9 protein-coding genes are annotated in these 15,034 nt (G+C 42.2%); 1 reads left to right on the top strand and 8 read right to left on the bottom strand.

The window, feature by feature from the left end; translation table 11 throughout:
• Window positions 1-52: 52 nt before the first annotated feature.
• The 7 genes from NVS78_RS13785 to NVS78_RS13755 form a co-directional block, all read right to left on the bottom strand.
• Window positions 53-2,350 carry a Gldg family protein gene (locus NVS78_RS13785; protein WP_286359678.1) on the bottom strand — a complete coding sequence of 766 codons (2,298 nt, stop codon included), beginning with the start codon at window positions 2,348-2,350 and terminating at the stop codon, window positions 53-55.
• Window positions 2,351-2,363: 13 nt separating this feature from the next.
• Window positions 2,364-3,284 (bottom strand): ABC transporter ATP-binding protein, encoded by a 921-nt coding sequence (locus tag NVS78_RS13780; protein ID WP_286359677.1) that lies wholly within the window; start codon window positions 3,282-3,284, stop codon window positions 2,364-2,366.
• 469 nt (window positions 3,285-3,753) lie between these two features.
• Entirely contained in the window at window positions 3,754-4,812 is a 1,059-nt protein-coding gene (gene mutY, locus NVS78_RS13775; protein WP_286359728.1) for an A/G-specific adenine glycosylase, read from the bottom strand.
• A gap of 131 nt (window positions 4,813-4,943) precedes the next feature.
• Entirely contained in the window at window positions 4,944-5,426 is a 483-nt protein-coding gene (locus NVS78_RS13770; protein ID WP_041502524.1) for a Dps family protein, read from the bottom strand.
• A gap of 131 nt (window positions 5,427-5,557) precedes the next feature.
• Window positions 5,558-7,168 carry a SusD/RagB family nutrient-binding outer membrane lipoprotein gene (locus NVS78_RS13765; RefSeq protein ID WP_286359676.1) on the bottom strand — a complete coding sequence of 537 codons (1,611 nt, stop codon included), beginning with the start codon at window positions 7,166-7,168 and terminating at the stop codon, window positions 5,558-5,560.
• Window positions 7,169-7,172: 4 nt separating this feature from the next.
• Window positions 7,173-10,205 (bottom strand): SusC/RagA family TonB-linked outer membrane protein, encoded by a 3,033-nt coding sequence (locus NVS78_RS13760; RefSeq protein WP_286359727.1) that lies wholly within the window; start codon window positions 10,203-10,205, stop codon window positions 7,173-7,175.
• A 145-nt stretch (window positions 10,206-10,350) separates the two neighbouring features.
• On the bottom strand, window positions 10,351-12,456 hold the full coding sequence (locus NVS78_RS13755; RefSeq protein WP_286359675.1) for a M3 family metallopeptidase: 2,106 nt from the start codon (window positions 12,454-12,456) through the stop codon (window positions 10,351-10,353).
• A 163-nt stretch (window positions 12,457-12,619) separates the two neighbouring features.
• On the opposite strand from NVS78_RS13755, the gene crcB reads away from it, so the two are divergent.
• Complete coding sequence (crcB, locus tag NVS78_RS13750) at window positions 12,620-12,997, top strand: fluoride efflux transporter CrcB (RefSeq protein ID WP_286359674.1); 378 nt, start codon at window positions 12,620-12,622, stop codon at window positions 12,995-12,997.
• 202 nt (window positions 12,998-13,199) lie between these two features.
• Here the strand turns inward: crcB and NVS78_RS13745 are convergent.
• Window positions 13,200-15,034, bottom strand: a 1,835-nt coding sequence (locus NVS78_RS13745) for a Gldg family protein (protein WP_286359673.1), incomplete at its 5' end; no start/stop codon positions are given.

Below are 15,034 nucleotides of genomic sequence, written 5' to 3'. Positions count from 1 at the left end.
TAGGTCAGTATCCTGAATCGTCATGACGATCCAGGATACACTGTAATCTTTTTTATCTTCCTCTTCTACGAATCCAGATCAATATTGCAAATATAGCCAATATTCCCGGGAATACACCCATAAATCCGATCTTAGAAACGTACATTCCTGTCTCACCCAGGTATACCTTGTTATCCGGCATAGTCGGACGGCGCACGTCGATAGGCACCTCATTATCCGACATCCAGAAGAAACCTCCTGTAATAATCGTATAATTGGAAGCATCCACGTTCTTCCTTCCGATACTGATCTCTCCGTTACTGATGCAATCAGCATCTCCAAATATAATAATTTTTTGTTCTTTTTCTCCTACTTTCCGGGATAAAGCCAAACCTGTCACGTAAGATTTTTGAATTTCTCCCTTTTCCGGATCATATTTTACCGTATCATCGACAAAATTCGTGACTTGTAACTCGTTCCATACCAAAGAATCCGTTTTAAACAAAGGTGTCATAGTAAAACCTTTTCCCTCCGTGTATTCCAAACCGGAAACATTGGGCATCGTCGCTTTATATTCGTATTTACGCATAATATCAAAAGCGTAAGAGAGTTCTCCCGCTTCCTTCGTCGGATCCGTGATTATAAAATCAGCAAGGAAGTTCTCACTCGGTTTTACTAACGTACCCGGCACAAACTGTACACCAAACTGTTCTACCAACGGATTCATGACATCCCGACGCTTCGGCTCTCCCAAAATCAACAGGTTTCCGCCTTTGGCAATATACTTATCCAAATACACTTTTTCCTCTGCCGTCATCGGGCTTCTCATCTCGGCGATAACCAAGATAGATACGTCTTCCGGAATTTCCTTATCCAAGGCCACGTCACAAAAATCAAATCCTTGATTGATCAACGAATAGCGGAAAGGTTTATCCTGAGCAAAGCGGTTATAATCCCGATCCCCCTCACGTTTATTGTCTCGTTCTCCATGACCGGTCAAAAAGCCGACTTTCGGCAGTTTCATCACCAAGCGTTTCAAAGCTGCTGTAATCTCAGATTCACTCGGGAAACGCATCATATCATCGTAAACACGAAGGAAGGTCTTTTGTCCGTTTTCCCGTTCTATCAAGCGAACAAATCTATTCCCCTCCGGGAACAAATCAATCTGTTGACGAATCTGTTCCGGGGTGATAAACAGATTGGAATCCAATCCCCATGAATTACAGATTTTCACCATCCGCTCCCGATCCGAAAGCCCCGGATAACGTTTCTCCAAATCAGGATTATTTACCGTATCGTAATAGTACACGTACTTCATTTCAATTTCCGGTTTGAATCGGGTATATTGCTTAAACCGTTCCAAATCCTGATTCACGTAGCGAGGAGTCGCGTACCACAACGTTCCGTCCTCTAAGGCATTCGTGTAAGTCGTAATAGTCAATCCGCCTTCCAAACGTTTTACAACATCCTGGCTATTCTCGGTTAAGGTTCTCACCTTGGTCCGGGTAGCGTCATAAAATGCCATCAACGTAGGACGAGAGGTCAGATACCCCAGAATCATAGCGATACAGACAACACCCACATATTTCCCCATACTGACAGCCCACGGCGTCTTCTGACGACAAGCCTGTAAGCGAATAATCGCCAACGAAAGAAACAAGGCAATCACGATAATAAAATACAATAAATCCTCACTGCAAATCAAACCGCTAATGAATTCATCACAACGCCCGGAAATAGATAACCAATACGTAATGTCACGGACAAAAGCAATATCCTGCCACATTCCTCCCACGAAATTCAACACGGCCAATACAGCCAAAGTACCCATGGCGGCAACCACTTGATAAGAGGTCAAACTGGACATGAAAAGTCCGACTGCCGCGTAAGCGCAGATCAAAAGATAGAGTCCGAGCAATCCGGAAAGGATAGCCGGAAAATCCAGCATCTTAACCGTAAAAGCAGTGAAAAGAACATAAACCATCAACACTCCGATCAAAACCAAAGCATAAATCATCATGGAAAGGTATTTTCCTAAAATGATCTGAATATTGGTCACCGGAGAAGAATAGAGTAATTTTATAGAACCGCTGCCCAGCTCCCGGCTCATTAAGCTCATGGTCAACAGAGGGATATAAAGATAAAGATATTGCTGTACGATAGGAAATAATCCACCCCAAGGCGAAGCGTATACACCCAAAGTCACACCTCTTAAACCGTATCCTAAAGCTTGATTTCTCACCATGCCTCCCATCACATCGGCAAATGCCATACTCGATTGAAAAGTAAAAATTATAAGAATTAGCCAGGCAATCGGTGAGAAAAATAAAGTTTGTAATTCAGTTCTGGCTATATTATATATCGTCTTCATTGTCTATTTCTTTTTATTTTTTGGATAATTCTGCAAAAATCGTATCTAATGAACTCTTTTCTAAGTAAATTTCGGTTAAACGCCAGCCGCGAGCAACACTCATTTCAACTATTCTTTCCGTGACCTCCTGTACATCGGTAAATTGCAAGCGATATTTCGTTCCGCCCAGCTCTTCTACACCCAATACACCTTGAATGCCGCGCAATTCTTCAGCAGAAGGCATAGCTACCATTGAAACGACCAAGGTGTTCGGTATAATATAGTTATCGAATTCATCTACGGTTCCGGCAAAAACAAGTCGTCCCTGTTCGATCATGCGAATATAATCGCATGTTGCTTGCACTTCCGGCAAAATATGGGTCGAAAGCACAACCGTACGATCTTCTGCAATCTCTTTTATCAAATGACGGATTTCAACGATCTGGTTCGGATCCAATCCGTTCGTCGGTTCATCAAATACCACAAAATCCGGATTATGAACGATAGCCTGCGCTATCCCCAAACGTTGTTGATATCCTCCTGATAAATTACGGATCAATCGTTTCTGAAAATGGGTAATACCACAACGGCCCATAACCGCCATAACCGCCTTAGAGACCTCTTTAGCCGGAATATGACGTAAACGAGCACAATGGATCAGATACTCTTCTACTGTCAAATCCATATGCAAGGGCGGTTTTTGGGGCAAAAATCCGATATGCCGTTTGGCCTCTACCGGATGCTCCCGTAAATCGATTCCTTTAATAAATACACTTCCCTCCGTTTGCTTTAACACTCCACACATGATGTTCATGGTCGTAGACTTGCCGGCACCATTAGAGCCTAACAATCCATAGATTCCATTTTTAGTAATCTCAAAATTGATATCTCGTATCGCCCACTGAACGCTATAGCGATGAGATAAATTTTCGACTTTAACGATTGATTCTTCCATAGATTTTTGTTAAGTTTTATAGATTCTTAGTTACACACGTCGTATCATAGTTAGTCTAAAAATTACATCATTTCATTAAAAATATGACACAATTTTCACCACTAAAAATAGACATTATTTATCCATGTTTTTCAGGTAAAAAATACTTTATAAAAAACTTAACTTTTACATTCTACCGATTCACTATCTCCCGAAAGCCCTTTATCAACAAAGGAAGGTGTTTTTATTCGAACAAGATTTTACGTCTAAAAAAAAGGATTAATATTTTTTTAACAAGAAGCGGTTTAATTTCATTCCATATTTTAACAGATTTCACATTTTTATGAGCCGATATTATCCCTTGATACCTCTTAAAAATAACTTTTATAACTCGAAAATTCAAAAATATCCCGGAAACCAACGACATTTTGTTTCTTTTAACAAGAAAAAATACATTTACAATTACCCCCCCAACCGGTAACGAATGAAATTATCTTCCGGTTTCCCAATACAATTGCATTAACCGGGAAAAAGCATAATCCCCTGATCGCTCCTTCGACACCTGCATAAATTTTGTCATAGCAGGAGAAAAACTACCGACTTTTATTTCATAAAAAACAGCATAAATCACCCGATGGGATAACACATGTCTGGGAGGCTCAAACGCCATCCGTATTTCCGGTTGATCAGCTCCATCCAGTAAATGGTTCCACTCTTCAGTCTGCTGAAGTTCCAGAAAAGTCAAAGGTTTATCCGATTCAATTAAAGGAAATTCGTACAGATTACGCCAAATATCTTTTTCCTCCCTTTTTTTCAACAAAAAACGGGTTTCGTCATGAACATGCAAATAATTAAAATAACGGGGTTTCACCTGTACCTTCCCTACTTTCACAGGCAATTGTTCTACCTTGTCTTTTGCCTTTGCCAAACAACGGTTATTCAACGGACAATGTTCGCAATCAGGAGATTTCGGTATACACTGCAAAGCTCCAAACTCCATCATAGCCTGATTGTAAAGATCAGGACGGAAACGATCGAGTAATCTCCGGGAAAGCTCCGCAAAATAGCTCCTTCCCCGTCCTGAATCTATCGGGATATCAATATCGAACAACCGGGCTAACACGCGGTATACATTTCCGTCCACCGCTGCATATGGCAAACGATAGGCAAACGAACAAATAGCGGCAGCCGTATACTCCCCTATTCCTTTCAATGAAAGAACCTCCTTGTAGCTCCGAGGGAAGTGTCCTCCATATAGCGAAACCACCTCTCGAGCCGCTCGATGCAAATTACGGGCACGACTATAATACCCCAAACCTTGCCAATAGGTCATCACTTCATCTTCTTCCGCCTCGGCCAAAGAAACGACATTCGGGAAACGTTCCACAAACCGAATAAAATAATCCAGACCTTGTACGACCCTTGTTTGCTGGAGAATAACTTCCGATATCCATATCAAATAAGGATCATCTGTATTCCGCCAAGGAAGATCCCGGCGATTTTGCTCATACCAAGGAATAATCACGTCTCCTATCGACCACTCTTTCATACTCACTAATAGCTAAAATATACCGACAAAGATAAAAATTTAAAATCCTTTCCTCCGTCATCTATCCAATAAAAAAACGGATGCCTCAATCCGTGAGGTACCCGTTTCCACTAATAACAAAAAAACCTATTTTACTCCAAGTGAGCCCGAATCATCCAAGCTACTTTCTCTTTTTTCTCTATCATATCTTCCAAGAAATTCGAAGTACCGAAATCTTTGGATTCTTCTTTATCCATAGTTTCAAGATCTGTCCGAATCTGACGAATGATTTCAGCATTATCATCTCTTAACAGGGCCAACATATGCTTGGCATCCGGAAGCGGTTGCTGCTCATCGTATTCTTTTATACGGTTATGTTCTAAACACCCCCTCAAAGATCCTAACGGCCGTTCATCCAAATCACGTACTCTCTCCGCAATAGCATCGATATCTTCAATCAATCCATTGTAAAGATCTTCGAGAAAAGTATGATAGGATCTAAAACTCGGCCCCTTCATATTCCAGTGAAAATTCCATGTTTTTGCTAATAAGACAAAATGGTCTGCAAGTAAATTATTTAAAATGGTCTTACTTGATTTGATCATTTTCGCATCTAAACCAATATTTCCTTCCATAGTAATGTTATTTAAAAGGTTAATTAACTTCTGTTTCTTCATTTATAACGAAGTTAATTCAGGAAAGTTTCGGGACGAGCTGAAATATTAGCCTTAAAAGAAAAAGGAACTCCGCAAAAAATAATACGAGATTAGAAGTTTTTCCCGGTATCCCACCATAAACGAGTTCCCGGAGTATCATCCCCCTGTAAAGCTTTTTTCAATTTCTCATATTGTTCAGGATCCACATCGATCATGGAAGCCGGAAAGTTTAGCCTTCTGATCATCAATTCCGTATCGATACAACCGTCTTTACTATTATTAACCCGTACCGGAAACAAACGAGGATAGCCCGTACGCCTTTGTTCCGCCCAAGCTTCACACCCTTCAGGAAAAACAGCTAACCATTTCTGAGTAATGATTTTCTCTAATTTCACCTCCCTGGAAGCACTCTCGTCCCAACGAGGAGAGACCAAACAACGAGCTTTAATAGTATTAACAGGCTCAAAAACATCCACGTAATCGGCTCCAACCCGATCGCTCTGCAAATATGCCTCCACCCCGGCAGCTCCCCATTGACTGAAAGAACAACGCACCCCTTCCCGATAACAATCCCCAGGAACTTCTGAAGTCCAACCGCGTAAAGCAGCCTCAGCTCTCAAAAACCAAACCTCGGCGGCCGTCATCAGAATAGCCTCACTGCTCTCTTTCACGTATATCCTGGATAACGCACTATACCGCGTATGAGCAAAAACAGTTCCTTGCCGAATTCCCCGGTACTCTCCTTTTATAGAAATGATATTCCCGTTTTCTCCCTGAACATCGTTCGGACAAACTTCAAAAAAATGAGCTCTTCTCGGATCTTCATAACCATTTAAAATTGACTCCATAGAGGCATTCATGTAGGCTTCTCCCCATACCTGATTAATCACTCCAAGCGGATTGGTGTAACCATTCTTGGTTGAAACCACCGCCTTTTCAGGCGAAGTCGTGAAAATACCGTAAGAGTTAACCATCCCTTTTCTAAACTCTCTTCTTGCCTCTTCCGGATTTACCACTGCCAAACGTATAGCCAGACGGAGACGAAGAGAATTGGCAAATTTAACCCAAGACTCATAGGTTCCGTCCATTATAATATCGAATTTCGCAAAAGCAGAAGCATCTTCCTCCTCCCTTATGGCCTGATCCAATATTTTCACAGCTTCATCAAGATCCTCAAAAAACATCCGGTATGCCTCTTCCTGGTTATCCGGGGCATAGCTCTCCCTTAAATTTCCAAACTGAGAATAGATGATAGGACCATAATAATCCGACACCCGATGCATCACCTCCACCTTCAGAATCTTAGTTATGGCAAAAAAAGCCGGATAATCCAATCGAGTCAGATCTTCCAAACGTTTAATCTGAGGCATTACATAAGCGTAGGTATTCTCCCAGAATGTACCATTCCAACCATCCTGCATATTATAATCCGAATTATGAGACCCTCCGTTCAACGGCTTATAATCATGCATATACCCGCTAAACATATCTGCACTCAGATTTTGCATGATCTGGTATGGCCAATTCTTTCCTTTTCCGAAATCATAATTAAAATAAATACCTTGCTGAATAATACCCAAAGGTATCCCCAGGTGATTCAGATCTATTTCCATCTCCTCATCCGTCATTCCGGTTTTATCCGTGTTTAAAGATTTGAAATGACCCGTACAAGCCACCCATCCCCATACGAAAGCAATAAAAACGAAACTATATTTCCTCATCTCATTAAAATGTAAAATAGATATTAAAACCGATATTCCGGGTCGTCGGCATCCCGTATACTTCAATAGCCTGATTATCACTACCCGTGGAAAGTACCAAATCGGGATCAAAGGGAGCTCTTTTATACAGGAAACACAGGTTACGAGCTACAAAATTCACTTGTACGCTCTTGAAAATACCACTTTTTTTCATCCAACTATCGGGAAGCGTATAACCGATGGATAATTCCCGAAGACGAATATTCGTTGCATCGTAAATATAATACTCCGTTACTCCCGCACGTCCCCCGACAAGGCCTTTATAAAAACCTTTCACGTCCGTAATACGTTTTCCTTCCAATTCGACAAATCCTTTATCCCTTGCCTTTCCCGTAGCTTTAGTTACCCCGAACATGTCCAAATCCGCCTGCGTTTGCGACAGGACATCCCCTCCGAAACGCCCGTCCAACAAAAGATGCAAAGAGAATCCCCTATACCTTAAATTATTACTCCAACTCAAAGTAAAATTCGGATTAGCATTTCCTACTTTCACCGTATTGCCTTCTCCGACAATCTGGGGAAGACCGCTTTTTTCTCCATCCGCCTCGTAAACGATCTCTCCATGCTCGTCCCGCTTAAAGGCTTTTCCGTATATATCCCCAAATGATCCTCCCTCTCTTAACTTCATCGCGTAACTGGAAGAGAAGCCACGCGGACCGTATATAAATACCGGAAGCTCCTCATGCAGGCGTAACACCTTATTCTTATTCGTGGCAAAATTGATCTTCGATTCCCATCTTCCCCCTTTGAAAATAACAGGAATACCTCCCACGGAAAATTCAACTCCGACATTCTGAATATTTCCGGCATTCACGTAACGATAAGCATATTCATCTCCATCCTGTGCGGGCAATTTAAAAAACTGATTCCTTGTATTCGTTCTATAATAAGTAAGATCTACATATAAACGATCGAGCCAGCATCTCCATTCCGTTCCTAATTCGATAGAATTATTCATCTCCGGTTTCATCTCCTCAAAGGGAGCCGCATCGGCAGATTGTACACCTCCTCCGGCCAGCACATAGGACATCGGATTGGTAATGTATAATGGTATATCGTTACCTACCCGACTCCAAGATACACGTAATTTAGCCAAATCAATCCATTTCGGTAAATTTAAAGTTTTATTCAAAGCCCATGCTATACCCAATGACGGATAAAAGAATCCTGTCGATTCATGGGAGGTAAAAGCCAATGTAGAAGACCAATCATTCCGTGCCGACACATCCAAAAACAGAAAATCACCGTATCCGATCTGAATCGTTGTAAAAAGTGATTGCATCTGCCTGGTCGCCTTATTCTGCTCTTCAATATAAGCAGAGGTATTCATATTGATATTGGCAACCGTAAATACGTTAGCGTATTTCAAAGAAGCTGTTTTCGAATCATACCGAAGTCTACTGATTGTATTATTATTAATACTGGTTCCGAGTGTCATATGAAACGTAAACTTTCCAAACAGCCGCCGGTATGTGGCCAACAAATCCCCGTACAATAACGTTTGCTGGTAAGTATAATCTATATAACGCCCATTTTCGCCCGCAAGTGCCGGAGCGGTTGAAGCATAAAAACGCTGTCTGAACTTATCCGAAACATCGTCTATACTGACTCTCCCCTGTATAGACAAATCTGTCGTTATTTTCACATCCGCCGTCAAAGAGACAATGACTCTGCTTCGAATATCTTCGCTTAAAATACGATTTGTCACCCAATAAGGATTCTGTTCGAAATCTTCCACCGAGCTATGCCAATTCTGCACCATCAGATTCCGTTTTTCATCCAATAGCTCAAAGTGTTTTTTATACTTTGAAATATCTTCCCCACGCGGAAAACGATACAATCCCACGAGGGGATTCATATAAAAGCCTCCCGGAGTAGGACGATTCTTTATTTTTTGCCTCATTAGATTCAAATTACCATCCAATTTCAATCGCCCTTCAAAAAAAGAAGCTGTTTCTTTCAAATTGATATTATGTTTCATAAAGCGATGCTGAGGAACGATTCCTCTCACTGCCGTATTCGCGTATGAAAAATAGGTCTGCATAATCTCATTTCCCGTGGAAAATGAAAGAGAATGAATCGCTGAAATGCCAGTTCTAAAAAAATCCTTTGCAGCATTGTACTTCTTCAAGTTCTCCCGCACCCCCCAACTCTCAATTCCGTCACTTACCCCGTAGTGATTCTGAAACTCGGGTAAATTAATCGCCTTCTCAAAAATCATACTTGAAGAGAACTGCACTTCTTGCTTTCCCCTCAATCCTTTTTTCGTCTTAATCAAAATAACCCCATTGGCAGCTTGTGTCCCATATAAAGCAGAGGCTGAAGCCCCTTTCAATACACTGATACTTTCTATATCTTCCGGATTCAAGTTAGAGATACCGTCTCCGCCATCCCGGTTCCCGGCATCTGCCGTTCCCCCGATAGCCGTATAAGCCTGTTCACTACTTTCATTTAAAATCGGTATACCGTCAATCACAAATAGAGGTTGATTATTCCCGGCCACGGAACGAATTCCCCGAAGTAAAACTCTTACCGATCCTCCTGTACCGGAAGCACTTTTATGAATCTGCAATCCGGCAACTTTTCCCATTAAGGCCACGAATAAATTGGGATCTTTTATCCTTATCAATTCGTCCTGTCCGATTTGCGTAACAGAGTAAGGCAAGGAAACGCTACTTTTTTCAATGCCTAAAGCCGTAACAACCACATCCTTCAAAAAGATCATATCCTCCTCCAGATGAACCCTTAAAAAAGCTTTCCCCTGAATAGGGATAAACAAGGTTTTATAACCGACAAAAGAAATAACTAACTCTCCGTCAGCTGGAACAGAAAGTGAAAATTGTCCCTCTTTATCAGAGACGACCCCATGGTAAGTTCCTTTTTCAACGATATGGGCTCCCGGTATAGGAATTCCTTTTTCATCCACGACAATACCATTAACCCGGATGATGTTGGTTGCCAATCGAAGGGAATCCGGCACAGAATCTCTCTCCCACATACCGAAACGGCCAAAATTAGTTTTACCGTACAGATAAGAAGATACGGTTAAAAACAAAAATAACGCATAAATACACTTCATCACACAAATACCCTATCAGTTTATTTTAACAGGCCCCTCCCCTTCCAGAGGCTTTTTTCCACATTTATTTCAATCCTCTCTTTTCCAGCAGAGGAATTTCCGACGGAGCTTGTCCACGAAACTTAACATATTGTTTCATAGGATCATCGTATCCTCCTTCGGAAAGAATATATTTTCTCAAACGTGCAGCCAGCTCCGGATTATATATATTTCCGGAATCTTTAAAAGCCTGGAAAGCATCCGCATCCAATACTTCTGCCCAAAGATAGACATAATAACCGGCCGAATACCCTCCATCGAAAATATGAGAGAAATAAGTAGTCCGATAACGAGGTAAAATCTCTTTTATCAACCCATACTTATCCATCGAAGCTTTTTCAAAAGTATTCACATCGTACTCCCGCGAAGCTGTTTGAGAATACCAATCCATATCCAATAAAGCCGCAGCTACATATTCCACCGTAGCGAATCCCTGATTAAAATGACCGCTCTCCTGTATCTTTTGAATCAATGCATCAGGCATAGGTTCACCCGTCTTATAATGTCTGGCATACATCTTCAATACCTCAGGTTCACCAGCCCAATTCTCCATGATCTGGGAAGGCATCTCTACCATATCGTGAGGTATGGTACCGGCTATCCGCTTATAATCCCCCCGCGTAAAAAACCCGTGAAGAGCATGTCCGAATTCATGAAACATGGTTTCCGTATCGTCCCAACTCAATAATACCGGCTCGTCACCGACCGCAGGAGAAAAATTATAAACGACAGAAACCAGCGGGAACTCTTCTTTTCCGTCCACTTTCGTGTAATGACGGAATTCTGTCATCCAGGCTCCTGCCGATTTGCTGGATCGAGTAAAATAATCCAGATAAAGAATAGCTAAATGCGATCCGTCTGCATCTTTTACCTCATAAGTCTCTACATCCGGATAATACACCGGTATGTCCGTCCTTTTTTCCAAAGTAATCCCGTATAACTTACGAGCGACTTCAAACATTCCGTCACGCACATTTTCCAACTTCAAATAAGGTTTCATCTCGGATTCGTCCAAATCGTATTTCTGCTTCCGCAATTTTTCAGCATAATACCACCAATCCCAACTCTCCAACTTTTCTTTCATCCCCTCTTTATTGGCGATAGCCTGCATTTCGGCTAATTCCTGTTTCGCAACCTTTAAAGCAGGCCCCCATACCCGGCCCATAAAATCATACACATTTTGAGGCGTTTTGGCCATGTTTTCATCAATCACATACGAGGCATAAGTATCAAAACCCAATAACTTCGCTTTTTCCAACCGCAAATTGACCATTTGGGCAACAATCCCCTTGTTATCATTCTCGTTGTTATTATCTCCCCGCATATAATATCCCTTGTACAATTTCTCGCGTAATTGACGATTCTCGGCATATTGTAAAAAAGGAATCAGGCTTGGTTTATGAACGGTAAATACCCACTTACCCTCTAAACCCCGTTTTTTGGCCTCGGCGGCAGCAGCGATAATTGCCGTCTCCGGAAGTCCGGCCAAATCTTCTTCTTTGTCAATCTCTAAAACAAACGCATTTGTCTCTTTTAGCAAACGATCTCCATATTGTAAACTGAGTTTAGCCAATTCGGCATTCACCTGTTTCAGTTTAGATTGATCCTCCGCACTTAAATTCGCTCCACCCCGAACAAAATCGTTATAATACAACTCCAACGTCCGAAGTGCTAACGAATCCAATCCCAAGCTCTCTTTTCTATCATACAATGACTTCATACGGGCAAACAATTGGGGATGCATACTGATTTCATCGCTATGAGCCGTTACCATAGGACTGACTTCCATGGCGATTCTCTGCATTTCGTCACTCGTAACGGCCGCATATAAGTTGAAGAAAATAGATGACACTCTATCCAATAACTCTCCGGATCGATCCAAAGCCATTATCGTATTCTCGAAAGTCGGTTCTTCCGTATTATTAACAATAACTTCAATCTCTTTTTTATGCTGTTTTATTCCCTCGTCAAAAGCAGGTTTATAATCGGATAATTCAATCTGGTCAAAAGGAGGCGTATGAAAAGGAGTTGTAAAAGGCTTTAACAGCGGATTATTAGCTTGACGTTTTTCCTCTTTACAAGAAGCTATCAATGTCACCACACTCAAAAATAAAATTACCGTTCTTTTCATATACATGTAAATTAAAAATAGCATTCGCAACTTATCCATAAAACGAGATAAAGATACAGATTAAAAATAATAAAATGTTAATTGATTTCATTTTTAACGTTAAAAGATATCTAATTCCCTTATTTACACTATTTTTACCCTGCAAAGTTTAACAACATTATTTATGAATTTACTTTTTGTCGCAATCGGTTCTATGCTCGGGGGAGTCTCCCGGTACTGGTTATCGGGTATCATACAAAAAAATGCCCCTACTTTTTTTCCTTTAGGAATTTTTACAGTAAACATCATCGGGTGCTTTATTATTGGTTTGCTGACCGGCTTATCAGCACATTCCAATTTACTCACCCAAAATCATCGTCTATTTCTAATTATTGGATTTTGTGGGAGTTTCACTACCTTTTCCAGCTTTTCGGTAGATAACCTGAAATTATTAACAGCAAAAGCCTACTTGTTGTTTTCATTGAATATCGGTCTTAGCGTCATCTTAGGCCTATTAGCCACTTGGTTAGGTTATTATTTCATCCAAACTCTTTTCAGGTGATTTTAAAATAAGAAAAGGGGCCACTATCTCTAATGGTCCCCTTCTTTGAATTTAATTTCTGTCAATAATGCACACTACGAATTTCCCCTGGTTTATTCTAATTCCAACAAAATATCAACATTAAGAGACACCGACGTTTAAATCCTGTGTTTACAGGATTTAAAACGAACGGTGAATTTTTAAATCATCATGTCATACATTGTTATCTCCCTCTTCTTCTAATCCATATGAATATTGCGATAAACAACAATAAGACAGGAAATACTCCCATAAACATGATCTTCGTGATGTACATGCCGGTCTCGCTCGGGTAAACTTTATTGTCCGGCGGTGTCGGACGACGTACATCGATAGGCACTTCCTCGTTCGATAACCAGAAGAAGGCCCCTTGTATAATCGAGTAGTTAGAAGCCCTGATATCTTTTCGAGACATTCCCAATTCCCCGTTACTGATACAATCGGCATCGCCAAATATCATGACACGTTGCTCCTTATCCCCGATCTTCCGCGATAGAGCCAAGGCCGTAACGAACGTCTTCTGCATCTCCCCCGTCGACGGGTTGAAACGGGCCGTGTCATCAACGAAATTAGTCGTCTGCAACTCGTTCCAGCAATCGAGCGTGTCGCTCTCGAACAACGGCGTTACATCGAAACCCTTGTCCGTCACGTAATCCAAACCTGAACAACCGGGCATCGTTGCCACGTACTCGCGGCGTCTCATCGTGTTATAGATATAAGAGAACTCAGCCGCCTCACGCGTCGGGCGAGCGACGATCAAATCAGACTGGAAATTCTCCGTCGGGCGAACAAGAATTCCAGGTACAAACTGAACACCGAATCGCTCTATCAACGGGTTCATCACGTCCCGACGCCTCGGTTCCCCGGCGATCAGCAAGTTCCCCCCCCGGGCGATGTACTTGTCCAGGTTCACTTGTTCGGCAGCCGTCAACGGTTGACGCGTCTCGGCGATAACCAGAATGTTAACGTCTGCAGGTACCTCCGTGGCGAGCGTCACGCTCTCGAAATCGAAGCCCTGGTTGATCAAAGAGTAACGGAAAGGCTTGTCTTGTGTGAACATGCTGTAATCGCGATCCCCTTCCCGCTCCGTGTTACGCTCCCCGTGACCCGTCAAAAAGCCCACCTTCGGCAACTTCATCACGATACGCTTGAAGGCGGCTGAGATCTCCGTCTCCCCGGGGAAGATCATCATGTCATCGAACACCCGCAAGAAGGTCTTTTGACCATTCTCCCGCTCCAACAAACGAACGAAACGATTCATTTCCGGCTTCAGGTCGATCTGTTCGCGAATTTGTTCCGGCTTTAATATCTTGTTCGAATCCAAACCATACAGCTCGATCGTCTTCTTTACAATCTCCTCGAAGGTCATGTTCGGGTATCTCTTTTCCAGGTTCTTCATGTTTTTTACCGAGTCGTAATAATAAACGTATTTCATCGTGATATCCGGTTTAAAACGAAGGTATTGTCTGAAATTACGCAAGTCCCAGTTCCGGTACGAGGGCATACCGATCCAAGAATAATCATCCATGATGTTCACGTAGGTCGTAATCTTCAGTTTGCCGTTCATGCGGGCAACGATATCCTGGCTATTCTGCGTCAACGTGTTCTGTTTCGTCTCCGTGGCGTCGTAAAATGACATCAACGACGGACGGGAAGAGAGGTAACCGATAAACAGGGCAACGAACCATACCACGGCGTATTTACCGAGATTCACCGCCCACGAACTCTTCTGCCTGCGGGCCTGCAAGCGAATGACGGTCATGAACAGGAACAAGCCGATCACGATCAGGAAATAGATCACGTCCTCGGAGCAGATCAAACCGCGTACGAACTCCCCGGCTCGACCGGATATCGCCAGCCAGAACGTGATATCGCGAACCAGATCGATCTCTTGCCACAACCCTTTAACGTAAGAAAGAACGGCTAAAATCGCCAACGTGCCGACAGCGGCAACAATCTGGTAAGAGGTCAGGCTCGACATGAACAAACCGATCGCCGCGTAAGCGCAAATCAAAAGGT

Origin of the sequence: Gabonibacter chumensis, assembly GCF_024741215.1 — a bacterium.
Taxonomy (GTDB): Bacteria; Bacteroidota; Bacteroidia; order Bacteroidales; family Marinifilaceae; genus Gabonibacter; species Gabonibacter massiliensis.
The sequence above is the reverse complement of the archived record's forward strand: the minus strand, read 5'-3'. Positions and strand labels throughout refer to the sequence as shown.

Excerpts from the sequence above, each read along its gene's own strand:
- NVS78_RS13785 (WP_286359678.1), bottom strand. The coding sequence starts at position 2,350 with ATGAAGACGATATATAATATAGCCAGAACTGAATTACAAACTTTATTT.
- NVS78_RS13780 (WP_286359677.1), bottom strand. The coding sequence starts at position 3,284 with ATGGAAGAATCAATCGTTAAAGTCGAAAATTTATCTCATCGCTATAGC.
- mutY (WP_286359728.1), bottom strand. The coding sequence starts at position 4,812 with ATGAAAGAGTGGTCGATAGGAGACGTGATTATTCCTTGGTATGAGCAA.
- NVS78_RS13770 (WP_041502524.1), bottom strand. The coding sequence starts at position 5,426 with ATGGAAGGAAATATTGGTTTAGATGCGAAAATGATCAAATCAAGTAAG.
- NVS78_RS13765 (WP_286359676.1), bottom strand. The coding sequence starts at position 7,168 with ATGAGGAAATATAGTTTCGTTTTTATTGCTTTCGTATGGGGATGGGTG.
- NVS78_RS13760 (WP_286359727.1), bottom strand. The coding sequence starts at position 10,205 with ATGTGGGAGAGAGATTCTGTGCCGGATTCCCTTCGATTGGCAACCAAC.
- NVS78_RS13755 (WP_286359675.1), bottom strand. The coding sequence starts at position 12,456 with ATGAAAAGAACGGTAATTTTATTTTTGAGTGTGGTGACATTGATAGCT.
- crcB (WP_286359674.1), top strand. The coding sequence starts at position 12,620 with ATGAATTTACTTTTTGTCGCAATCGGTTCTATGCTCGGGGGAGTCTCC.